This is a genomic window from Chloroflexota bacterium (genome assembly GCA_038040195.1).
Taxonomy (GTDB): domain Bacteria; phylum Chloroflexota; class Limnocylindria; order QHBO01; family QHBO01; genus DASTEQ01.
Genome location: JBBPIR010000002.1, coordinates 190,646 through 212,736, shown reverse-complemented (window position 1 = coordinate 212,736; position 22,091 = coordinate 190,646). Strand labels below are relative to the sequence as shown.

21 protein-coding genes and 1 pseudogene are annotated in these 22,091 nt (G+C 68.9%); 20 read left to right on the top strand and 2 right to left on the bottom strand.

The window, feature by feature from the left end; all coding sequences use genetic code 11:
- The first annotated feature begins 92 nt into the window (after nt 1-92).
- The 9 genes and pseudogenes from rpsB (at nt 93) to typA (ending at nt 8,838) form a co-directional block, all read left to right on the top strand.
- Nucleotides 93-767, top strand: a pseudogene (rpsB, locus tag AABM41_05115) (30S ribosomal protein S2).
- 257 nt (nt 768-1,024) lie between these two features.
- The gene (gene tsf, locus AABM41_05110; protein ID MEK6191692.1) at nt 1,025-1,669 is read left to right on the top strand and encodes a translation elongation factor Ts; all 645 of its coding nucleotides are present in this window, start codon (nt 1,025-1,027) and stop codon (nt 1,667-1,669) included.
- A complete protein-coding gene (gene pyrH, locus AABM41_05105) occupies nt 1,666-2,412 on the top strand; it encodes a UMP kinase (protein MEK6191691.1) in 747 nt (248 codons plus the stop codon). The genes tsf and pyrH overlap by 4 nt, the downstream gene beginning before the upstream one ends.
- The gene (frr, locus tag AABM41_05100; protein MEK6191690.1) at nt 2,409-2,966 is read left to right on the top strand and encodes a ribosome recycling factor; all 558 of its coding nucleotides are present in this window, start codon (nt 2,409-2,411) and stop codon (nt 2,964-2,966) included. Before pyrH ends, frr begins: the two co-directional genes overlap by 4 nt.
- A gap of 4 nt (nt 2,967-2,970) precedes the next feature.
- A complete protein-coding gene (gene uppS, locus AABM41_05095; protein ID MEK6191689.1) occupies nt 2,971-3,663 on the top strand; it encodes a polyprenyl diphosphate synthase in 693 nt (230 codons plus the stop codon).
- 4 nt (nt 3,664-3,667) lie between these two features.
- Nucleotides 3,668-4,573, top strand: coding sequence for a phosphatidate cytidylyltransferase (locus AABM41_05090; protein MEK6191688.1), 906 nt, complete (start codon nt 3,668-3,670; stop codon nt 4,571-4,573).
- Nucleotides 4,570-5,715 (top strand): 1-deoxy-D-xylulose-5-phosphate reductoisomerase, encoded by a 1,146-nt coding sequence (gene dxr, locus AABM41_05085; protein MEK6191687.1) that lies wholly within the window; start codon nt 4,570-4,572, stop codon nt 5,713-5,715. The genes AABM41_05090 and dxr overlap by 4 nt, the downstream gene beginning before the upstream one ends.
- A complete protein-coding gene (locus AABM41_05080; GenBank protein MEK6191686.1) occupies nt 5,716-6,840 on the top strand; it encodes a M50 family metallopeptidase in 1,125 nt (374 codons plus the stop codon).
- 132 nt (nt 6,841-6,972) lie between these two features.
- Nucleotides 6,973-8,838 carry a translational GTPase TypA gene (gene typA, locus AABM41_05075; GenBank protein MEK6191685.1) on the top strand — a complete coding sequence of 622 codons (1,866 nt, stop codon included), beginning with the start codon at nt 6,973-6,975 and terminating at the stop codon, nt 8,836-8,838.
- Nucleotides 8,839-9,079: 241 nt separating this feature from the next.
- On the opposite strand, the gene AABM41_05070 is transcribed toward typA, so the two are convergent.
- Entirely contained in the window at nt 9,080-9,712 is a 633-nt protein-coding gene (locus tag AABM41_05070) for a hypothetical protein (protein MEK6191684.1), read from the bottom strand.
- Nucleotides 9,709-9,858 carry a hypothetical protein gene (locus AABM41_05065; GenBank protein MEK6191683.1) on the bottom strand — a complete coding sequence of 50 codons (150 nt, stop codon included), beginning with the start codon at nt 9,856-9,858 and terminating at the stop codon, nt 9,709-9,711. The genes AABM41_05070 and AABM41_05065 overlap by 4 nt, the downstream gene beginning before the upstream one ends.
- Before the next feature lie 366 nt (nt 9,859-10,224).
- On the opposite strand from AABM41_05065, the gene nusA reads away from it, so the two are divergent.
- The 11 genes from nusA (at nt 10,225) to AABM41_05010 (ending at nt 22,087) form a co-directional block, all read left to right on the top strand.
- The gene (nusA, locus tag AABM41_05060) at nt 10,225-11,385 is read left to right on the top strand and encodes a transcription termination factor NusA (protein ID MEK6191682.1); all 1,161 of its coding nucleotides are present in this window, start codon (nt 10,225-10,227) and stop codon (nt 11,383-11,385) included.
- Entirely contained in the window at nt 11,366-11,614 is a 249-nt protein-coding gene (locus tag AABM41_05055) for a YlxR family protein (GenBank protein ID MEK6191681.1), read from the top strand. The genes nusA and AABM41_05055 overlap by 20 nt, the downstream gene beginning before the upstream one ends.
- Entirely contained in the window at nt 11,601-13,499 is a 1,899-nt protein-coding gene (gene infB / locus AABM41_05050; GenBank protein ID MEK6191680.1) for a translation initiation factor IF-2, read from the top strand. The genes AABM41_05055 and infB overlap by 14 nt, the downstream gene beginning before the upstream one ends.
- A gap of 25 nt (nt 13,500-13,524) precedes the next feature.
- Complete coding sequence (gene rbfA / locus AABM41_05045; GenBank protein MEK6191679.1) at nt 13,525-13,881, top strand: 30S ribosome-binding factor RbfA; 357 nt, start codon at nt 13,525-13,527, stop codon at nt 13,879-13,881.
- Entirely contained in the window at nt 13,878-14,855 is a 978-nt protein-coding gene (locus tag AABM41_05040; GenBank protein MEK6191678.1) for a bifunctional oligoribonuclease/PAP phosphatase NrnA, read from the top strand. The genes rbfA and AABM41_05040 overlap by 4 nt, the downstream gene beginning before the upstream one ends.
- Entirely contained in the window at nt 14,839-15,714 is an 876-nt protein-coding gene (gene truB, locus AABM41_05035; GenBank protein MEK6191677.1) for a tRNA pseudouridine(55) synthase TruB, read from the top strand. Before AABM41_05040 ends, truB begins: the two co-directional genes overlap by 17 nt.
- On the top strand, nt 15,711-16,664 hold the full coding sequence (gene ribF, locus AABM41_05030) for a riboflavin biosynthesis protein RibF (GenBank protein MEK6191676.1): 954 nt from the start codon (nt 15,711-15,713) through the stop codon (nt 16,662-16,664). Before truB ends, ribF begins: the two co-directional genes overlap by 4 nt.
- A 40-nt stretch (nt 16,665-16,704) precedes the next feature.
- Nucleotides 16,705-16,974 carry a 30S ribosomal protein S15 gene (gene rpsO, locus AABM41_05025; protein ID MEK6191675.1) on the top strand — a complete coding sequence of 90 codons (270 nt, stop codon included), beginning with the start codon at nt 16,705-16,707 and terminating at the stop codon, nt 16,972-16,974.
- A gap of 140 nt (nt 16,975-17,114) precedes the next feature.
- Nucleotides 17,115-19,742: a polyribonucleotide nucleotidyltransferase gene (gene pnp, locus AABM41_05020; GenBank protein MEK6191674.1), complete on the top strand. Its 2,628-nt coding sequence runs from the start codon at nt 17,115-17,117 to the stop codon at nt 19,740-19,742.
- Between the two features lie 15 nt (nt 19,743-19,757).
- On the top strand, nt 19,758-20,417 hold the full coding sequence (locus tag AABM41_05015; GenBank protein ID MEK6191673.1) for a uracil-DNA glycosylase: 660 nt from the start codon (nt 19,758-19,760) through the stop codon (nt 20,415-20,417).
- Nucleotides 20,418-20,425: 8 nt separating this feature from the next.
- Nucleotides 20,426-22,087 (top strand): ribonuclease J, encoded by a 1,662-nt coding sequence (locus AABM41_05010; protein ID MEK6191672.1) that lies wholly within the window; start codon nt 20,426-20,428, stop codon nt 22,085-22,087.
- The last annotated feature ends 4 nt before the right edge of the window (nt 22,088-22,091 follow it).

Below are 22,091 nucleotides of genomic sequence, written 5' to 3'. Positions count from 1 at the left end.
GCCTCCCGATTCGCAGGTCCACGGTGCCCACTCTCGAGCGGGTCGACCGATGCGAAGCTGACGGAAGCCGAGGACGACAACCGGAGGAATCCATGGCTGCCGCCAGCATGAAGCAGCTGCTCGAGGCGGGCGTCCACTTCGGACACCAGACCCGCCGCTGGAATCCCAAGATGCGCGAATTCATCTTTGCCGAGCGCAACGGGATCCACATCATCGACCTCGCCCAGACCGTGTCGCGGCTCGACGCCGCGCTCGAGTTCGTGCGTGACACGACCCGGCGCAGCGAGTCGGTCCTGTTCGTGGGCACCAAGAAGCAGGCCCAGGAAACGGTGCGCGAAGAGTCCACCCGCGCAGGGCAGCACTACGTCGACACGCGCTGGCTAGGCGGTCTGCTGACCAACTTCATGACCATCAAGCGCCGCATCCAGCGCCTCGAGGCACTCGAGGCTCGCCGCGAAGCGGGCGAGTTCGAACGGCTCACCAAGAAGGAAGCCGGCAAGCTCACCGAGGAGATCGAGCGCCTGAACAAGGCCATGGGCGGCATCCGCCGCATGCGCCGGCTGCCGGGCGCCGTGTTCGTAGTGGACCCCCATCGGGAGGCAATCGCGGTCCGCGAGGCGCGCCGGCTCGAGATCCCGGTGGTCGCCATCACCGACACCAACTGCGACCCGGACCTCGTCGATTGGGTGATCCCCGCCAACGACGATGCCATCCGATCGGTGCGTCTGTTGTCCGCCCTGGTCGCCGATGCCTGCCTGGCCGGACAGGCCGAGCGCCAGGCCCGCATCGATGAAGAGATGGAACAGGTCGAGGCGTTGCCGCCGGTGGATGAGGCCGCGCTGGGCCCAGACGCGGATTACAGCGCCGCGCTGGCCTCGGGCGAGGCACTGGTCTTCGAGCCCGAGCCCGAGGAGGACGAAGAGACCGAGCGGCGCGCACGGGCCCGTCGGGCGGCCAGCATCGAGTTCGATGACAGCCTGGATGGCGAGCCGGTCGAGGACGTGGTCGAGGAACCGGCGTGACCATGGACACCAAACCTCTCGTGAGCCCGGCCGACATCAAGGCGCTGCGTGAGCAGACCGGCGCCGGGGTGATGGACTGCAAGCGAGCGCTGGAGGCGTCGGGCGGCGATTTCGACGCGGCGGTGACCTTCCTTCGCCAAAAGGGGTTAGCCACAGCCCGCGAGAAGGCCGACCGGGTGGCTCGCGAAGGCGTGATCGCCAGCTACATCCATCACGGGTCGCGCCTGGGCGTCCTGCTCGAGCTGAACTGCGAGACGGACTTCGTCGCCCGCACCGACGATTTCCAGCAGCTGGCCCGCGAGCTGGCAATGCAGGTGGCCGGGCTGGCCCCGCAGTGGGTCGCGCGGGACGACGTGCCCGTCGAGATCGTGGATGCCCAGCGGCAACGCTTTACGGTGGAGGCCGCCGCTGGCGGAGGTCCCGCCGATCGGGCGGAGGACATCGTCCAGGGCAAGCTCGACAAGTGGTTCGAATCGGTCTGTCTGCTCGAGCTGCCGTACCGCGACTCGGATCGGCGGATCGGCGACCTCATCACCGACAAGATCGGCCTGCTGGGGGAGAACATCCGCGTCGCTCGCTTCGCCCGGATGGCGGTGGGGGAGACCGCGCCCGACCCTGACTTGGAACCCCTCCGGCCCAGCGCATGAGCCCGCAGCCGGCGGCTGGAGCGGACGGGCCTCGACGGGCACTGCTCAAGCTGTCGGGCGAAGCGCTCATGGGCGAGCGCCGGTATGGGATCGATCCGGAGGTCGCGCGCCGGATCGCGGGGGAGGCCGCCCAGGCCCACGCCGATGGGATCCAGGTCGCGATCGTGGTCGGCGGAGGCAACATCTTCCGCGGCCTGGCGGCGGCCTCGGCCGGGATGGATCGGTCGACCGCCGACTACATGGGCATGCTGGCGACGGTGATGAACGGGCTTGCCCTGCAGGACGCACTGGAGCAGGCCGGGGCGCCAACCCGGGTCATGAGCGCCATCGCCATGAACGAGATCTGCGAGCCGTATATCCGGCGCCGGGCGATCCGGCACCTGGAGAAGCGCCGGCTCGTGATCCTGGTCGCTGGCACCGGCAACCCGTACTTCACGACCGATACCGCCGCGACCTTGCGGGCGGTGGAGATCGGGGCCCAGGTGATCCTCAAGGCCACCCGCGTGGATGGGGTCTATGACGCCGATCCGGAGCACAAGCCAGACGCTCGGCTGTATGCGCAGATTGGCTACACCGAGGTGCTGGCCGATCGACTCCAGGCACTGGACGCCACCGCGGTCAGCCTGGCCATGGACAATCGGATGCCGATCGTCGTGTTCAACATGACTGTGGACGGCAACATCCTGCGCGCCCTGCGCGGGGAGGCGATTGGGACCCTGATCAGCGAGGAGGTGCCGGCGTGAGCCACGAGGCGTTGCGCACGATCGAGCCCAAGATGCAACGCGCGGTAGAAGCCATGGAGCGCGACTTTGCCGGCATCCGCACCGGCCGGGCCTCGACGGCCCTGGTCGAGCGGATCGCGGTTGATTACTACGGAACGTCGACGCCGCTCAACCAGCTGGCCGGCATCTCGACGCCCGACGCGCATCTCATCGTCATCCAGCCCTGGGACCGGGGGGCGCTGCCCGCCATCGAGAAGGCCATCACGCGCAGCGATATCGGCCTGGTGCCGAACGTCGATGGGACCGTCGTGCGGCTGCACGTACCCCCGTTGTCCGAAGAGCGGCGCCACGAGCTGGTGCGACAGGTTCGTCGCCGTCTGGAAGAGGCCCGGGTCGAGATCCGGAACTTTCGCCGCGAGGCAGCGGACGAGCTGAAGCAGGCCCTCCGGGAGGGAAGCCTGGGCGAGGACGAGGAGCGCCGCGAGATCGAGAGTCTCCAGCGGCTCACAGACGGTTTCGTCGAGATGGCGGAGGCCCGCGGCGAACGCAAAGAGACGGAGATCATGGAGGTCTGACCGCCTGTCGGAATCCGAGGGCCCGCGTCACGTCGCGATCATCATGGACGGCAACCGCCGCTGGGCGGCGGCGCGTGGCCTGCCCGGCATCGCCGGTCATGTCCAGGGCGTGGAAGCGATTCGACCGGTCGTCAAGCACGCTCCCGATCGCGGGATTGAGGTCCTGAGCCTGTACGTGTTCAGCCGCGAGAACTGGACCCGCACCGAGGCGGAGGTCAACGGACTGTTCTCCCTGGTGGACAGCGCGGTGCGTCAGCACACCGATGAGCTCATCGAGGAGGGGGTATCGGTCCAGGTCATCGGCCGGCTGCACGAGGCACCGTCGGATGTGCAGCGCTCCATCCGCGAGGCGGAGGAACGCACGCGGGACGGCGCCCGAATGCGGTTGAACATCGCGTTCAACTACTCGGGCCGGTCGGAGATCATCGATGCCGTCCGGGCGCTCGTGGCAGCCGGTGTGCCCGCCATCGAGATCGATGAGCCGGCGTTGGCCGCGCAGCTGTACACCGCTGGACAGCCGGACCCGGACCTCATCATCCGAACCGGGGGAGAGCACCGGACCAGCAACTTCCTGCTGTGGCAGGGCGCGTACGCTGAGCTGGTGGTGTCGGATCGTCTGTGGCCCGACTTCACTCCGGCCGACTTGGACGCCGCGCTGGAGGAGTACGCGGGCCGTCATCGGCGGTTCGGGGGCTGACGGCATGCTGCGGACCCGCGTCCTGACCGCCATCGTCCTGGCCCCGATCGTCCTAGCCATCGCCTGGTTCCGCGAGCCGTGGCTCAGCCTCGGCGTTCTCCTGGTCGTGGCCCTGGCCCTCGGCGAGGCCGTCGACCTGCTCAATGCGGCTGGCTGGGCGGTGCCCCGCGCCGTCACCTACGCCGCGGGTCTGCTGGTCGCCGGGTGCGCGCTGATCGGTCTTCAGGCAGGTGCGACCTCGCCCTTCCTGGGCACGTCGGTACAGGTTCTGCCCTTCGGTCTGCCCCTCGCGATCTTCGTCTTCGCCGTCATCGGTCTCGCCGGCGCGGCATTGCGCAATGCGGACCCTCGGATCGGTCTGCAGGCATGGATGGTCTCGGTGTTCGCCGTTGCCTGGCTCGGCATCCTCGGACCGATGCTGGCCGTCGTCGGGCACCTGGCGCCTGTGGATGGGACGCCCGACAGCGCCCTCGGGGCGCTCGGCTGGGAAGCGGGGACCGGGTGGCTCTTCGTCCTGTTCGGCCTCGTATGGAGTTGCGATACGGGGGCCTACTTCGTCGGCCGCGCCATCGGTCGGCGGAAGCTCCATCCGCTCGTCAGCCCGGGCAAGACGGTCGAGGGCTATGCCGGTGGCATCGTGGTGGCGGCACTCGTGACGGCCGCCTTGGGGTGGCTGCTGGTCGGTCTGCCGGTGCTGATCGGGCTGCTCACTGGAGCCGTCACGGCCGCGATTGGCCAAGGCGGGGACCTCGCCAAATCGCTCCTCAAGCGGGCCGCGGACCGGAAGGACTCCGGCCATCTCTTCCCGGGGCATGGCGGGATGCTCGACCGGGTGGACTCCCTCCTGTTCGCGGCGCCCACTCTGATCGCTTTCGCCGTGGTGCTCGGAGGCATGTGGATAGCGCCGTGACCGGCATCGCCCTGCTCGGCTCGACCGGATCGATCGGGACCCAGACGATCGAGGTGGTCCGGGCCGCACCTGAGCGGTACGAGCTGCGCGCCCTGGCGTCCGGCCACGCTGATGCCGCGTTCGACGCCCAGATACGTGAGTGGCCGCACGCGCTGGCCTGGTCGGCCGATCGCCGTCCCGCGGAGCTGGCCGCAGAACGCTGGGCGGATGGTGGGCTCGAACAGCTCGCGACCGCTGACGGCGTGGACATCGTGGTCGTCGCCACTACCGGCATGACCGCCCTTCCCGCCGTGCTGGCAGCCCTGAAAGCCGGGCGCCGGGTGGCGCTGGCGAACAAGGAGACACTGGTGACCGGTGGCCACCTTGTTCGCGCCGTGCTGGCCGACCGGGAGGACCCGCTTGACTGGCTGCGCCCGATTGACAGCGAGCACTCGGCCATCTGGCAGTGCCTGCGCGGGGAACGCCTCGCGGACGTCGCGCGTCTCATCCTCACCGCCAGCGGCGGACCGTTTCGGGACCGCCCGGCGGACGATTTGGCAAACGTGACGCCCGCCGAGGCGCTGGCTCACCCGACCTGGCAGATGGGGCCCAAGATCACGATCGACTCCGCGACCCTGGTCAACAAGGCCTTCGAGGCCATCGAGGCCCGATGGCTGTATGACCTGCCGTACCCTAGAATCGCTGCCGTGCTGCACCCCGGCAGCGTCGTGCACTCCCTGGTGGAGTTCGTCGACGGGTCGTACAAGGCCCAGCTCGGCCTGCCGGACATGCGCCTGCCCATCCAGTTCGCGCTGTCGTATCCGGATCGGCATGCGAGCCCGGCCCGCAGCGCGCCGCCGGAGGCGTGGGAGCCTCTCGTCTTCGCGCCGCTGGACCCGTCCCGGTACCCGGCCTATGCCGCGGTGCGCGCTGCCGCCGAAGCCGGAGGCAATCGCGGGACGGTGCTCAACGCGGCCGACGAGGTGGCGGTTGCCGCATTCCTGGCTGGTGCCCTCCCGTTTCCGGCCATCGCAACCACGCTCGAGCGAGCCGTCGACCGGTGGGGGACCGCCGTTGAGCCTTCGATGAAGGAGATCACCGACCTGGACGCCGAGGTGCGTGGCACATTGAGTAGTGACTTGGGCCTGGGAGCAGGTCAGTAAATGGACTTCCTGCCCACCCTGCTCGCCTTCCTGGCGCTGATCGTCGTCCTGGTCCTGGTCCACGAGGTCGGCCACTTCGCGGTTGCCAAGTGGGCCGGCGTGGCGGTCCAGGAGTTCGGCGTCGGGTTTCCGCCTCGCATCGCCTCGGTCGTGTTCCGAGGCACTCGTTACTCGTTGAACTGGATCCCGCTCGGCGGCTTCGTCCGCCTCCTCGGCGAGGACGGCGAGATCGAGGTTGAGCGGCTTCGGCAGCGCGGCCTGTCCGAGGCGGCCATCGAGAAGGTCATGCAGGGCGCGCTGAGCCGGAAACGGATCCCGACTCGGCTGGCGGTGCTCCTGGCCGGGGTCCTGATGAACTTCGTGGCCGGAGCGCTGCTGTTCGCGCTGGCCTTCAGCCAGCCGACTCCCGAATACCACGGACCGCTGACCGTAACCAGCGTCCAGGCCGGCAGCCCCGGAGACGGCGTGCTGGAGGAGGGGGACGTAATAACCGGCGTGGACGGGCGCACGTTCGAGCTGTCCACTGAGCTCACCGCGTACGTCCGCAGCCATGCAGGCGAGCCGGTCATCCTGCAGGTCACCCGTGACGGCGAGGCCATCGACCTCGAGGTCACGCCACGCGTGCTTACCGAGGAGCAGCAGCGGGCCGGGGAAGGCGCGGTTGGGTTCGCATGGGAGGCCGATGACGTCCGGATGGGCGCACCAGCCGCCGATGGGCCGATCGATGCCCTCACCCAGGGCACGATCACCGCGGGCCGCGTGGCGGCCGAGATACCGGGTGGACTGGCGCGGGCTATCGCCGGCATGCTCGGCCTCGCTCCGTCGACCGGCGACGTGGCCGGCCCGATCGGCATCGCCCAGCAGACCGGGCGGCTTCTGGATGCCCCGTTGGTCAGCCAGCTGTTCTTCATCGGCCTGCTGTCGGTCAACCTGGCCGTCCTGAACGTCCTGCCCTTCCCGCCCCTGGATGGCGGGCGGGTGATGATCGTCTTGATCGAGGCCGTCCGCCGCCGCCGGCTGTCAGCCGAACGGGAGGCCCTGATCTATTTCACTGGGTTCGTGGTGCTCATCGCCCTGGTCATCCTGATCTCGATCCAGGACATCTCCCGCCTTCCGGGGAGCTGATCCGACCAACGAAAAGAGCCCGGTCCGCTGACCTGCAGTCCGCTCAGGGCGTCGGGAGCCGCTCCTAGGGAGCCGCAGGCCTGGTCTGAAGGTCGCTCATCGGATCTATCGGGGACCGGGTAGGCTTCGGGCGTGCCCCTGACCACTGAGCTCCCGGCCACCTCGGTGCGCAGCGACCTGCGCAACGTCGCGATCATCGCCCACGTCGACCACGGCAAGACCACCCTGGTCGACGCCATGCTGCGCCAGACGGGGACGTTCCGCGCCAACCAGACGCTCGTGGACCGGGTCATGGATTCGATGGATCTCGAGCGTGAGCGCGGGATCACGATCATGGCTAAGCAGACGACGGTTGACTACCAGGGAGTCCGTCTGAACATCGTGGACACTCCCGGCCACGCCGACTTCGGCGGCGAGGTCGAGCGATCCCTCCTGATGGTGGACGCGGTCCTGCTCCTCGTCGACGCCTCAGAGGGCCCGCTGCCCCAGACCCGCTACGTGCTGCGCAAGGCGATGGAGCGCCACCTGCCGGTCATCGTGGACCTCAACAAGATCGACCGCGCCGATGCACGGCCAGCGCAGGTGCTCGACGACGTGTACGAGCTGTTCATGGACCTGGGGGCCGATGAGCACCAGATCGAGTTCCCCGTGGTGTACACCAACGCCAAGGCTGGCACCGCCACGCGTGATCTATCCCAAGCTGGGACGGACCTGCGGCCGCTCCTTGACGTGCTGACCGAGGTCACTCCACCACCGATCTACACCGATGGGCATCCGCTCCAGCTGCTCGTGACCAACCTGTCGGCCAATGACTACGTCGGACGGATGGCTGTCGGCCGCATCCGCAACGGGACGATTCGAATCGGCCAGCGGATCACCGTCGTCCGCGAAGAAGCCGCCGATACCGCCGGCGCGGTCGAGCCCGGCCGGATCGTCACCCTCACCGGCTCGGTGACCGCCCTCCAGACGGCACACGGGATCTACCGGGTTGACATCGCCCAGGCCGGACCGGGCGACATCGTGTCGGTGGCAGGCCTGCCAGAGGTCACCATCGGCGACACCCTGACCGATCCGGCCGACCCGCGGCCCCTCCCGCGGCTTGACGTGGACGCCCCGACGCTGCGAGTGACCTTCGGGGTGAATACCTCGCCGCTCGCAGGCCGTGACGGCAAGCTGCTGACCACGCGACACATCCGTTCCCGCCTCGAGAAGGAGGTGCTGGGCAACGTCTCGATCGAATTCGCGCCGACCGCCACCGAGGACGTGTTCGAGGTCCGAGGCCGCGGTGAGCTGCAGCTGGCGGTCCTGATCGAGCAGATGCGGCGCGAGGGCTACGAGCTGACCGTGAGCCGCCCAGAAGTCATCCTCCGCACGGTCGAGGGGGAGACCGAGGAGCCTTACGAGCGCATCACCGTCGACATTCCGCCCGACTACATCGGTGCGGTGCAGACCGCGCTGGCTGCCCGCCAGGCCCGCCTGGAGCAGATGACCACCGACGCGGACGCCCGCGTCCGCCTCGAGTACATCATCCCGACCCGCGGCCTGATCGGGTATCGCGGACAGCTGCTGACCGAGACGCGGGGAACCGCGCTCCTGCACCAGATCGGGGAGGGCTACGGACCGTGGGCCGGAGAGGTGACCCACCGCACCAACGGCGTGCTGGTGGCCGACCGATCCGGCTCGTCGACCGCCTACGCGCTGTTCAACCTCCAGGAGCGCTCGGAGCTCCTCATCGGCGCGGGGGAGGAGGTCTACGAAGGGATGATCGTGGGCGAGAACGCCCGGAGCGGCGACATGGACGTCAACGCCACCAAGGAGAAGAAGCTCTCCAATGTCCGTTCCCACGGCCCCGAGGACTCGCTGCGGCTGACGCCTCCACGGCCGATGACCCTGGAGTCGGCTATCGAGTTCATCGCCGCGGACGAGCTGGTCGAGGTGACCCCCAGCGCGATTCGGATGCGCAAGCGGGTCCTGGCGCGGGACGATCGTCCTCGCTGACGGAACGGGTATCGTCACGGAGGTCTGCGCGTACCAACCGCTGTACCACCGAGCGCTGGGATTCAGGTGGTACAGGTGGACGCTGGTGGACGCTCAACCCCGCATCCTGAGCGCGGCTGGTCCGAGTCTCGATCCAGGACATCTCCCGCCTCCGGGGAAGCTGATCTGAGCACGGAATGAGGCCGCCGACGGATGGCCGGCGGCCCCTTTCCCGCTGAGCCAGGTCGGGAGCGATCGAGCCCTAATAGCAGCAGAACCCACGAAGGTAGTAGGCAGACAGCGGAGCTGCCCTGAGGTCGAAGCGCATCCAGCCGAAGCGCTTCCACCACGGGATCGCGTAGGCCGAAACCCAGAAGTTGTTGCCCGTAGTCATCACCGTCCTGGCGCTGCTGTGATACCAGTAGCCGCACCACCCATCCGGTGGCTGAGCGCCGCCGAAATAAGCCGGAATTGATGTGACGTAGCAGTAGGGCGGCTCCGGGATGCTCGTGAATCGGTAGCCGTCCGAACAGACCCCGATCCGTGTCCGGCTGGTGGCCACCTGGATGCCAGCGATGCCAACACCGAAGTTGCCCTGAAAAGTCCCGCAGGTGATCGCCGCGGCAACCGCCGGGACTCCAATGGCGCTCACCTGCGCCCAGCTGCTGGATAGCTCAGTCCAGCAGTCACTGTCCCTGGCTTTGCGGACCGCCTGCTTGATGTCGTCTCGCGTATCTGACCTCAAGACGCTGTCGATCAGGTCGCGACAGGCTGCGCGGTCCATGCCGCTACGGCGCGCTGTGCCCTGCGTGGCCTCGGCCGCATAGGTTGGCCCCACGATGACGATGGAGGACGCCAGCGACGCCAACAGGAGGAGCCGGATGAGGCGCTTCATCGGATCACGCTCTCGATGCTTCCCCCGAGGCCACCGGCCGCGGTAAGCGCCAGGATGGGAAGGATGACGATCAGGATGACCGCGCTCGCGATGACGAGCGGCAGCCTCCGCAGGAATGGACGTGCGAACGGGATGACTCGGTTCACAGGATGGACTCCCCTCGAGTTGCGATGTACAAGAACGCCCGGCCGGGTCGCGCGGGTAACGTAGAGCCAGGCCACTCACCAGTCGGTTACGGGGCCCTTTCGGGCCTGGGAGGGAGCCGTGCTCAGACGTTCCAAGTGGGCGGGCCGTCTGATCGTGGGCGCGATCGGGCTGACGTTGGTCGTGGGAATCGCCCTATACCTGATCTTCCGCTAGAGGCCTGCGGAATTGGCGTCCCACGAGGGCGCTGGTATACTCGCTGACGGTCTTGCGACCGGTGCGGACCAAACCGATACAGCTGTTTATTTAGGACGTGGGTCGGTCTGCGAGCCCACGTCCTGTTTTTCGCCCGGCAGGGAGGTGCCAGCGTGAACCGCGACTTCATCGGCGCCCTGCTGCAGCTCAATGCCGAGAAGGGCGTCCCCCAGGACATCCTGCTCCAGACGCTTGAGCAGGCGATCGAATCTGCCTACCGGCGCAACGCGGAAGCACCCGAGAACGTGGTGGTCAAGATCGACCCTGAGACCGGAGAGATCAGCGTCTACCGCGAGTACGAGGTGGTCGCCGGCGACACCGAGGTGACCGATCCCGAGCTTCAGAAGACCGTGTCCGAGGCGATCGAGATCGAGCCTGGAGTCGGCGTGGGCGGGCGCGTTCGGATCCCCGAGAACGTGACCCAGGCCCAGCTGGGCCGGATCGCGGCCCAGACCGCGGGCCAGGTGTATCGCCAGCGCCTGCGCGAGGCGGAGCGAGACGTGGTCTACCACCAGTACGTGAGCCGCGAGGGCGAGATCCTGACCGGGGTGGTGACGCGCACCACTGAATCGGCCGTCGTCCTCGACATGGGCCGGGGGGTGGAGGCCGTGCTCTCCGTCAGCGAGCAGCTCCCGGGCGAGCATTACAGGATCGGACAGCACCTCAAGGTGTTCGTTCTCGAGGTGCGCCGCACGACGCGAGGCCCGGTGCTGGTCGCCAGCCGCACGCACCGAGGGTTCCTGCGCCGACTGATGGAGATGGAGATCCCCGAGATCTACAACGGATCAGTGGTGATCCGCGGCATCGCGCGCGAGGCCGGGAGTCGATCCAAGGTAGCGGTCGAAAGCCGCCAGCCGGGCGTGGATGCCAAGGGCGCGGCGGTGGGGCAGCGCGGGACCCGGATCCAGGCCATCGTGGCCGAGCTGAACGGCGAGAAGGTCGACGTCGTGCTGTGGAACGAGGACCCGTCGCAGTTCGTGGCCGAGGCGCTGTCTCCGGCCGAGGTCATTGAGGTGCGGATCGACGAGGAGCACCGGATCGCCAACGTCATCGTCCCCGAGCGCCAGCTGTCGCTGGCCATTGGCCGCGAAGGCCAGAATGCCCGATTGGCGGCCAAGCTGACGGGCTGGCGGATCGACATCCGCTCCGACGCGGGCGTGGCGGCGGCCGGCGCCGGCGGAGCGCGCGTCGCTCCGTCATCTGCGGACGGCACCGAAGGCGCGGCGGGTGCGGAGGCCACGGAAGGCCACGAAGATGCCAAAGCGACGGCCTGACCGTCAGCCGCAGCGGACCTGCGCCGTGTGCCGCCAGGTGCGGACCAAGCGTGAGATGCAGCGCGTCGTGCGCACCGCGGACGGGCTGGCGGTGACCGACCCGTCGGGCCGCATGCCAGGGCGGGGAACGTACGTCTGCGCCGATCCCGCCTGCCAGGCGAGCGCGGGACGGGACCAGGCCATTGCCCGCGCCCTCGGATTGAGCGGCGGAGCCCATGCCGCCTCGTAGGTATACCCAGCAGCGCCGCGGCCCACGGCCCCCGCGCCGTCGCGAGTCGACGAGCGCCAGCGTCGAAACCCCGACTCTGCCGCGCCCCAGCGGGCCGGTGGAGATCGGCACCTCGATCGTGGTCCAGGACCTGGCCGAGGCGCTCGGCATCAGCACCGCGGCGGTGATCAGCGAGCTCATCCGCAACGGGATCTTCGCCACCATCAATCAGTCCATCGACTACGACACCGCGTCACTCGTGGCGGCCGAGCTGGGCTACGAGCTGGTCGAGCGGGGAGCCGCCGAGAAGACCGCGGCCGATGCCCAGGAGCTCGTCGCGCCGGGCGCCGCCGCCGAGGACGGTGTTCGGATTACGCCCTGGGGCGAGGACGCCCCCGACGACCTGGTCACCCGCGCCCCGATCGTGACCGTCATGGGTCACGTCGACCACGGCAAGACGAGCCTGCTGGACGCCATCCGCAGCACGGCGGTGGTCGCTCGCGAGGCCGGCGGCATCACCCAGCACATCGGCGCTTCGGAGGCAGTCCACGGCGACCGGCGCATCGTGTTCCTCGACACGCCGGGCCACGAGGCCTTCACGGCCATGCGCGCCCGGGGCGCACAGGTCACCGATATCGCGGTGATCGTGGTGGCCGCCGACGACGGCGTCATGCCCCAGACTCGCGAGGCCATCGACCACGTCCGTGCCGCCCGGGTGCCGATGATCGTGGCCATCAACAAGATCGACAAGCCGGATGCCAACCCGGATCGGGTCAAGCAGGAGCTGGCCGACATCGGAGTCTTGATCGAGGAGTACGGCGGCGACGTGATCGCGGTCCCGGTTTCGGCCAAGCAGGGGACCGGGCTGGATCACCTGCTGGAGATGATCGGCCTGGTCGCCGACCTCCAGAACCTGAAGGCCAACCCGAATCGTGAGGCGTACGGCACGATCATCGAGTCCAAGGTCGACAAGGGCCGGGGCAACGTCGCCACCGTGCTGGTCCAGAACGGCACAATCAAGGTCGGCGACGTGGTGACCGTGGGTAAGACGTATGGACGCGTGAGGGCCCTCCAAAACGCAGCCGGGCGCCGCGTTCGCCAGGCCGAGCCCGCCACCGCGGTGGAGATCCTCGGGCTCCAGGACCTGCCCGAGGCCGGCGACCAGTTGCGGGTGGTCGCCGACGAAAAGGCGGCCCGCGACGCTGCCGAGGTCGTGGAGCGCCACGGACCCGGCGGCGACGGACGCGGCCCGACCAGCCTCGAGGACATCAGCGCCCAGATCCAGGCCGCCGAGGTCAAGGAGCTGCGCGTGATCCTGAAGACCGATGTCCAGGGCTCGCTGGGGGCCATCCGCCACGCGCTGGATCGGCTCAGCACCGGGGAGGTCCGAATCAACATCCTGAGCGAGGGGGCCGGGGACATCAACGAGTCCGACGTCGTGCTGGGCGCCGCGTCGAGCGCGGTGGTGGTCGGCTTCAACACCAAGCTGGACCCCGGTGCCGAGCGGGCGGTGGAGGCCTCCGGCGTCGACGTCCGCCTGTACGAGGTCATCTACAAGCTGACCGATGACATCAGCCTGGCCCTCCAGGGGCTCCTGACCCCCAAGCAGGTCGAGCAGATCGAGGGTCACGCCGAGGTGCGGCAGGTGATCAAGGCAGGCAAGGCGGGCCAGGTGGCCGGCTCGTACGTCCTCGACGGCCGGATCCTGCGCGGCGCCGAGGCTCGACTCATGCGGGGCGGCCAGCTTGTCACCGAGACGCGGATCGAGTCGCTGCGGCGGTTCAAGGACGACATCCGCGAGGTGGCGGCCGGATTCGAGTGTGGGATCGGGCTGGCAGGATCGCCGGAGATCGCCGAGGGCGACGTGATCGAGTGCTTCCAGATGGTGTCGGAGGCGTCCGCCTGAGCCTGAGGAAGGGGACGGGAACCCGGTGAGTCAGCGCACCGACCGCCTGGACAGCCAGATTCGCGCCGAGCTGATGCAGATCCTGCAGCGCGAGATGAACGACCCGCGAGTCGGGTTCGCCACCGTGACCCGGGTCGACACCGCGCCGGACCTCACCCAGGCGCGCGTGTGGGTCTCGGTGTACGGGCCTGACCAGGACCAGGCGAAGACCCTGACCGCCCTGACCGATGCCGCCGGCTGGCTTCGGCACCGGCTGGGGGAACGCCTCACCATCCGGCATATCCCGCGTCTCGTGTTCCGGGCCGATGAATCGATCGCGGACGGCGATCGGGTCCTCAAGCTGCTCCGCGACCTGGACGCCGCCGAGGACAAAGACCGATGAAGGAGGTCGTCGCCGCCCTGCGCGGCGCGCAGCGGATCACGGCCATCGGTCATGAGAACCCGGACGCCGACACGCTGGGAGCCGCGCTGGCGATCCGCATGGTGGGGGAGCGATACGGCATCCCGACCGAGGTCGTGATGGCCGACCCGGTGCCGCCCTACCTCCAGTTCCTGCCGCGCGTGGCGGAGGTGCGGACCGCGCCCGCGCTCGAACCGGACGTGGCGGTGATCGTGGACGCCGGGGACCTGGCTCGGGTCGGACGGATCTCGACCGACCACGCCGACTGGCTCGCGCGGGCGCGGATCGTGAACATCGACCATCACGTGAGCAACCCCGGGTTCGGCGCGGTCAACATGGTCGACCCGGGCGCGGCCTCGACCTGTGAGATGGTGACGCTCCTGCTGCCCGATCTCGGCGTCGAGCTGGATCCGGAGCTGGCAACGGTCCTGCTGGCCGGGGTCGTCAATGACACCCACACGTTTGCCCACCCCAACGTCACCCCACGCACGCTACGCGTGGCGGCATCGCTGGTCGAAGCCGGGGCATCGCTGGCGGCCATCCACCGGGCCATCTACGCCGAGAAACCGTTCACGACGCTGACCCTATGGGGCCGTGCACTGGCCGGCGTCGCGACGGCCAGCGAGGGGCGGGTGGTCCATGCCGCCCTGACCGCGGCCATGATGGCCGAGACCGGCACCTCGCTCGACGCGAGCGAAGGATTCATCGACCTGCTGGGACTGGCCCGCGACACGGACATCGTCCTCCTGTTCAAGGAGCAGGGACCAGCCGTCACCCGGGTCAGCATCCGGACCTCGGCACGGGCCGATGCGGTGGCGGTCGCAGCCGCATTCGGGGGTGGTGGGCATGCGCGCGCCGCCGGCTGCACGGTCGACGCGCCGTTGGGCGTGGCCCGAGACCGCGTGCTGGCGGAATGCGAGCGTGAGCTGAAACGCGCCGATGATCGGCGTCCTTAACCTCGACAAGCCGGTCGGGCCCACATCCCACGACATGGTCGGCCTGGTCCGCCGCCTGAGCGGGATGCAACGCATCGGTCACGCCGGTACGCTGGATCCGTTGGCCTCGGGAGTGCTCCCGATCCTGGTCGGCGGCGCCACCCGGCTGAGCCAGGAGCTGACGGCTGGGCCCAAGCGCTATGACGCCGTCGTGCGGCTGGGGTTCCGGTCGCGGACCGATGACGGGGAGGGGCCTCTCGAGGCGGGCGGGCCTCCGCCCGGCGTGGACGCGGCTGAAGCCGCACTGGGTGCGTTCGTGGGCACGTTCCAGCAGCGCCCGCCCGCCTTCTCCGCCCGCAAGCAGGGTGGCCGAACGGCCCACCGCGCGGCCCGTCGCGGAAGCGCCCTGGATCTGCCAACGCGGGAGGTGACGGTGCATGCCCTGCGCCTCCTCGATGTCACGGCGGGGGACGGGTGGCTCGACCTCCACCTCGACTTGCAGACTGGCCCGGGAACCTACGTGCGTTCGATTGCCCGCGACCTCGGTGAGCAGCTGGGGTGCGGCGGCTACCTGCGTGCGTTGCGGCGCACCGAAGCGGCCGGGCTTGCGGCGAGTGACGCCCGGACACCCTCGGAGCTGGAGACACTGGCGCGCGAGGGCCGGCTCGACCAGGCGCTGGTTCCCCTCGAGCAGCTCGTGGACCTGCCTCAACTCGCGCTGGACGAGGAGCAGGCCCGCCGGTTCGGGAATGGCGGCGAGCTGCCGTGGTCCGGAGATGGGCGAGTATTGGTCCGCGGCCCATCGGGCGTATTGGGCGTGGGCCTTCTCGCCGACGGGGTCCTGCACCCCCAGAAGGTCCTGGCCGAGCCGTCGGCATGACTGACCCTTCAGCCGACCGGGTATTGACGCTCGCCGACGTCGCGGCTCGGGACTCAACCGGCCCAGTGGCCCTGGCGCTGGGTGTGTTCGATGGCGTACACCGTGGACATCGGGCTCTGCTCTCGGCCGTGCGGGAGGCCGCCGCCGCTCGGGGCGCCGGGCCGGTGGCGCTGGTCTTCGACCCACCACCGATCGAAGTCATCCGCCCCGGCCACGCCGTGGACTGGTTGGCGCCACTGTCCGAGAACCTGAGTCGCATCCGGCATGCGGGTGTGGAGGCCATCCTCATCCGGTTCGATGCATCGGTTCGGGATATGCCGCCCGAAGCATTCCTTGACGCCCTTGCGCCGGGATTGCGGACGGTGGCCCTCGTGATGACCCCCGACACGGCGTTCGGCCGCGACCGGGCCGGCACCCCCCAGCGGCTGATGGAGATCGGCCCCGACCATGGGTTCGACGTCGTCGTGATCGAGCCGGAGATGGATGACGGACCAATCTCGTCGAGTCGAATCCGCCGCGTCCTGGCCGAAGGCAATGTTCGGGACGCCACCCGGTTGCTCGGGCGCCGCCCTGCCCTGACCGGTGAGGTCGTTCGCGGCGACGGGCGGGGGCGAGCCATGGGCTATCCAACCGCGAACCTGGCGTTCGGGTACCGCCCTGCGCTCCCTTCGCTCGGCATCTACGCCGGCGTGGCAGCCGGCCCGACCGGCCCAAGCCCGACGGGCGCGCTGGTTAGCGTCGGGCGTCGGCCTACGTTCCACGACCAGGGCGATGTTGTCGTCGAAGCGCACCTCCTCGATTGGGACGGCGATCTCTACGGCCAAGAACTACGCCTCGAGCTCGTGACACGGCTCCGCGACGAGCAGCGGTTTGATTCCGCGGCGGCGCTCACAGTCCAGATGCAGCGCGACGAGGTCGCGGCCCGGGCGGCGCTGGCCGGGATCGTCTGATACGATGCAACGAACCGACAGATTGAAAGTGGAGGAACATTTGCCGCTCGACCCGGCTACGAAGGTCGCCGTCGCCACCGACTATGCAACGCATGATGGCGACACCGGGTCTCCCGAAGTGCAGGTCGCGCTCCTGACCGAGCGGATCAAGTCACTGACGGAGCATTTGCGCAGCTATCCCAAGGACAACGCCTCGCGCCGCGGGCTGCTCAAGCTCGTCGGCCAGCGCCGCCGCCTGCTCGCGTATCTCGTCCGCACGGACGTGGATCGCTACCGCGCGGTGATCGGCCGTCTCGGCCTGCGCCGGTAACGTCGTCATTCACCCCGTGACCCGGCCACGCCGGGTCGACCCACTCTCGCGTCGGACGCGACGCACCCCCTCCGAGCCGCGCCACCCAGGTTGGGTTGGCCGCGCCGGACACGTCACCATATTGGAGGATTTCCTTGGCTATCAAGGTTGAAACAGAGATCGGCGGGCAAACCTTCTCACTGGAGACGGGCAAGCTTGCCGAGCAGGCCGATGGAGCGGTCCTGGTCCGCTACGGAGACACCGTGCTGCTGGCCACCGCCGTCTCGGCCGAGCCCCGCGAGGGGATCGACTTCTTCCCGCTCACCGTGGACTTCGAGGAGCGGATGTACGCCGCGGGCAAGATCCCCGGCGGGTTCATCAAGCGCGAGTCGCGCCCGTCCGAGGCCGCCATCCTGGCCATGCGGCTGACGGACCGCCCGATTCGCCCTCTCTTCCCGAAGGGCTACAAGAACGACGTTCAGGTCGTCCTCACCGTCCTGTCGGCTGACCAGGAAAACGACCCCGACATCCTGGCCGTGAACGGCGCTTCGGCGGCCCTGTCGGTCAGCCCGATCCCATTCATGGGGCCCGTCGGAGCGGTCCGGGTGGGATACATCGATGGCCAGTTCGTGGCCAACCCGACCAACAGCCAGCTCGAGAACAGCACGCTCGACCTGGTCGTGGCCGGCACGCGCGACGCGATCATGATGGTCGAGGCCGGCGCGAAGATCCTGCCCGAAGCCACCATGCTCGAGGCCATCACCTGGGGGCACGCCGAGCTCCAGAAGTCGATCGAGCTCCAGGACAAGCTGGTGTCGAGCGCCGGCGCGCCCAAGCGCACGCCATTCTTCGGCCCGCGCGCGGAGTCCATCCCAAAGCTCGGAAGCGCGCTTGCCCGCCCGGGCACCGAGTTCGTGATCCTCGACCTCGAGACCACTTCGATGAAGCCGGAGCACGGCTACATCGTCGACGTCGCCGCCCTGCGGGTTCGCGACGGAGCGGTCGTCGATCGGTTCGAATCACTGGTCAACCCCGGTCGTTCGATCATCGGCCATCAGGTCCACGGCCTGACCGACGAGGACGTGGCCAAGGCCCCCACCGCGGCCGAGGTGCTGCCGCGCTTCGTCGAATGGGTCGGCAACGCGCCGGTCGTGGCCCACAACGTGAGCTTCGACCTGCCGTTCGTGCTGCGCCATCTCCCCAACGACGTCCATTGGGAGCCAAGCGCTGTCTATGACACGCTGGAGCTGGCCTACCAGCTGTACCCCGACGCGGGGAGCTACAAGCTGGCGGACCTCATGCGATTCATCTTCGGCAAGGACCACGGTGCCGCTCATCGGGCGATGCCCGACGCGGAGGCCACGGCCGAGCTGTTCATCAGCCTGACCACCGGCCTCGTCGAACGGCTGGACGCCATTCGGGCCGACATCGCGGCCGAGGTGCGCCGCGGTCGCGAGGCCTACAACCGGGCCGAGCAGGGCCAGGCCCTGGAGGACCTCCGGCGCCGCCACGGCATCGGCTCACCCTTGATGGACGTGCTCACCAAGGCCACCGTCCGGGAGCTGGTGCTGTCGGAGAACATCCGCATCGACGGACGCGACACGACCACCATCCGGCCCATCTCGGTGGAGGTCGGCATCCTGCCCCGGACCCACGGGTCGGGCCTGTTCACCCGGGGCCAGACACAGGCCCTCACGATCGCGACCCTGGGTCCGTCCAGCGACGTCCAACGCCTGGACACCATCTCGCCGGAGACGGAGAAGCGATACCTGCATCACTACAACATGCCGCCGTACTCGGTCGGCGAGTCCAAGCCGATGCGGGGCCCCGGCCGGCGCGAGATCGGTCATGGTGCCCTCGCCGAGCGCGCCCTGCTGCCGGTCCTGCCGCCGGTCGACGAGTTCCCGTACGTGATCCGGGTGGTCAGCGAAGTCGTGTCCTCGAATGGCTCGACCAGCATGGCCAGCACGTGTGGCAGCACCCTGGCCCTGATGGACGCAGGTGTGCCGATCTCGGCCCCCGTGGCCGGGGCGGCCATGGGCCTGATCACCGATCCGGACACCAACCGCTACGCGGTCCTCACCGACATCACCGGCAAGGAGGATATGTTCGGTGATATGGACTTCAAGGTGGCCGGCACCGCGGAGGGCGTCACCGCCCTGCAGATGGATATCAAGGTGCAGGGCATCACCACCGAGATCCTGCGCGATGCCCTGGAACAGGCCCGCACCGCGCGGCTGTTCATCCTGGACAAGATGACGGCCGTCATCAGCGCCAGCCGATCCGAGCTGAGCCCGTACGCGCCGCGAATCACGACCATCAAGATCCCGGTCGACAAGATCCGCGACGTCATCGGCGCCGGCGGCAAGGTGATCCGCCAGATCACCGCCGAGACGGGGACCCAGATCAACGTCGAGGACGACGGCACGATCCAGATTGCCGCCGTCTCAAGCGAGGCCGGCGAGAAGGCGGTCCGCTGGATCGAGGGCCTGACCCGCGACGTCGAGGTCGGGAAGGAATACCTGGGCAAGGTGACCCGGATCATGAACTTCGGGGCCTTCGTCGAGATCCTGCCCGGCAAGGAGGGCCTGGTCCACATCAGCCAGCTGGCCGATTTCCGCGTCGCGCGGGTCGAGGACGTGGTGGCCATCGGCGACGAGCTGATGGTGGTGGTCACCGAGATCGACCGCATGGGCCGCGTCAACCTGAGCCGCCGAGCGGCAATGGAGCGGCACATGGCACGCTCGGGCGTTCCTGCCGGCGCCGGTGCGGACACGGAGCGTTCGTAGGCACCGGCGTCCCCGATGAGCGGGGAGGCCGATCTCGCCGCGGTAGCGGCCGAGGTCCGGGCCTGCACCCGCTGTCCGCTGGCGACCGGGCGCACGCTCGCCGTTCCCGGCGAGGGGAACGCGATCAGCGACGTGTTGTTGGTGGGGGAGGGTCCGGGCCAGCGCGAGGACGCCACGGGGCGGCCCTTCGTGGGCCCGGCCGGGCAGCTGCTCGAAGAGCTGCTGCACGCGATTGGCTGGCAGCGGAGTGACGTGTTCATCACCAACGTGGTGAAGTGCCGGCCGCCGGGAAACCGAGACCCGGAGCCGTCGGAGATCGAAGCCTGCTCGCCCTATCTCGACCGCCAGGAGCACGCCCTGGACCCGGTTCTGGTGGTGACGCTTGGCCGGCACTCCCTGCAGCGCTATCTGCCCGGGGCGCGCATCTCCGAGGCGCATGGGCGGCTGCGGCGGGCGGGCGGTCGGTTCGTATTGCCGATGTACCATCCGGCTGCCGCGTTGCGGTCGTCCGCCCTCCGAGAGACGCTGGCGCGCGACTTCCGTGGCCTGCCGGCGGCGCTGCTGGCAGCCCGCGACGCTCTCGCGGCGGAGCGGGAAGAGAGTGCTCCCAGGGCCTCGGCCCAACCGCCGGTGCTCAGCCGAGTTGACGATGACCGACAGATGACACTGTTCTAGAGGACGCGATGCCAGGCACGCTCCGAATCATTCCCCTGGGTGGGGTCGGCGAGGTGGGCAAGAACATCACCGCCATCGAAGCCGATGACGAGATCGTGGTCGTCGACTGCGGGCTGGCCTTCCCCGAGCCCGAGATGCTCGGGATCGACCTCGTGGTCCCCGATGCGACGTACCTGGCCGAGCGGCGCGACGCGGTGCGCGGCATCCTGCTGACCCACGGCCACGAGGACCATACCGGCGGCCTGCCCTACGTCCTGCCTCGCCTGTCCGGCACCCCGATCTTTGCCACCAAGCTCACCATCGGCCTGGTCACCGGGAAGCTGCGCGAGCACAAGCTCATGGGCGCCACCACCCTGCATGAGGTGGAGCCCGGAACGGAGTTCGCGGTCGGCGCCTTCCGGGTGACGCCGTTCCGCGTCAACCACTCGATCCCGGGTGGGGTCGGCTTCGCGATCCGCCACGCGCGGGGCACGATCATCCATACCGGGGACTTCAAGTTCGACCACACCCCGCCCGACGGGACGCGCGCCGACCTGGGCCTGATCGCCGAATGGGGGCGCCAGGGGGTCGACTTCCTGCTGTCCGACTCGACCCGCGCCGAGCGTGACGGCTACACGCTGTCGGAGGCGACCGTCGGTGAGTCCCTGCGCCAGTTGATCGGGGCGGCCGAGGGGCGGGTCATAATGGCCACCTTCGCCTCGAACATCGGGCGGGTCCAGCAGGCCATCGACGCCGCGGCCGAGCACGGACGCAAGGTCGTCCTGCTGGGGCGCAGCATGGAGCAGAACGCCGCCATCGCCACCGAGCTGGGGTATCTCGATGGGCGGGACGGGACGGTGGTCGCCAAGAACCAGCTGGAGCGCATCGATCCATCGCAGCTGGTGGTGGTGACCACCGGCTCCCAGGGCGAACCGATGTCCGGGCTGACGCGGATGAGCAGCCGCGACCATCGGAGCATCACGATCGTGCCCGGCGACACGGTGATCGTGTCCGCCTCGCCCATCCCCGGCAACGAGGAAGCGGTGGCCCGGACCATCGACAACCTCTTCAAGGAAGGGGCGATGGTCCATTACGAGCCTGTCACCCACTGCCACGTGTCGGGCCACGGCTCGCGCGAGGAGCTGAAGCTCATGCTCGGCCTTGCCAAACCACGCCACTTCATCCCGATCCACGGTGAGTACCGGATGCTCGTCCAGCACGCCCTGCTGGCAGAGGGAGCCGGCGTGGCGGTGGACCGCATCTTCGTCCTGCAGAATGGCCAGGTGGTCGAATTCGACGGTCGCGTGGCCCGCCTGGCGGGGAGCGTGACGGCGGGTGCAGTGCTGGTGGACGGCCTGGCAGCGGTGGATGGCGTGGACGGGGTCATCCTCCGCGACCGCCGGGCACTGGCCAGCGACGGGGTTGTCATGGTCGCGCTGACGGTGGCCACGGCCACCGGACGCACGGTCGGCGGCCCGGACCTCATCGGTCGCGGCTTCCTGCCTGATGCGGATGATCCGCTGCTGGAGGAGGCTCGGGCACATCTGGCCGCGGAGCTGAACAAGGGGGGAGACGGGCATGGGGCGGAGCCGGGCTACCTGAAGACCAAGATCCACGACGTCCTGAGCCGCTTCTTCTACGAGAAGACGCACCGCCGCCCCATGATCCTACCCATCGTGCTGGAGGTCTGAGCCC

Bases quoted from the DNA above. Each gene is read 5' to 3' on its own strand.
- tsf (MEK6191692.1), top strand. From the start codon at position 1,025: ATGGACACCAAACCTCTCGTGAGCCCGGCCGACATCAAGGCGCTGCGT.
- pyrH (MEK6191691.1), top strand. From the start codon at position 1,666: ATGAGCCCGCAGCCGGCGGCTGGAGCGGACGGGCCTCGACGGGCACTG.
- AABM41_05090 (MEK6191688.1), top strand. From the start codon at position 3,668: ATGCTGCGGACCCGCGTCCTGACCGCCATCGTCCTGGCCCCGATCGTC.
- AABM41_05080 (MEK6191686.1), top strand. From the start codon at position 5,716: ATGGACTTCCTGCCCACCCTGCTCGCCTTCCTGGCGCTGATCGTCGTC.
- AABM41_05070 (MEK6191684.1), bottom strand. From the start codon at position 9,712: ATGAAGCGCCTCATCCGGCTCCTCCTGTTGGCGTCGCTGGCGTCCTCC.
- AABM41_05055 (MEK6191681.1), top strand. From the start codon at position 11,366: ATGCCAAAGCGACGGCCTGACCGTCAGCCGCAGCGGACCTGCGCCGTG.
- infB (MEK6191680.1), top strand. From the start codon at position 11,601: ATGCCGCCTCGTAGGTATACCCAGCAGCGCCGCGGCCCACGGCCCCCG.
- AABM41_05040 (MEK6191678.1), top strand. From the start codon at position 13,878: ATGAAGGAGGTCGTCGCCGCCCTGCGCGGCGCGCAGCGGATCACGGCC.
- truB (MEK6191677.1), top strand. From the start codon at position 14,839: ATGATCGGCGTCCTTAACCTCGACAAGCCGGTCGGGCCCACATCCCAC.
- ribF (MEK6191676.1), top strand. From the start codon at position 15,711: ATGACTGACCCTTCAGCCGACCGGGTATTGACGCTCGCCGACGTCGCG.
- AABM41_05015 (MEK6191673.1), top strand. From the start codon at position 19,758: ATGAGCGGGGAGGCCGATCTCGCCGCGGTAGCGGCCGAGGTCCGGGCC.
- AABM41_05010 (MEK6191672.1), top strand. From the start codon at position 20,426: ATGCCAGGCACGCTCCGAATCATTCCCCTGGGTGGGGTCGGCGAGGTG.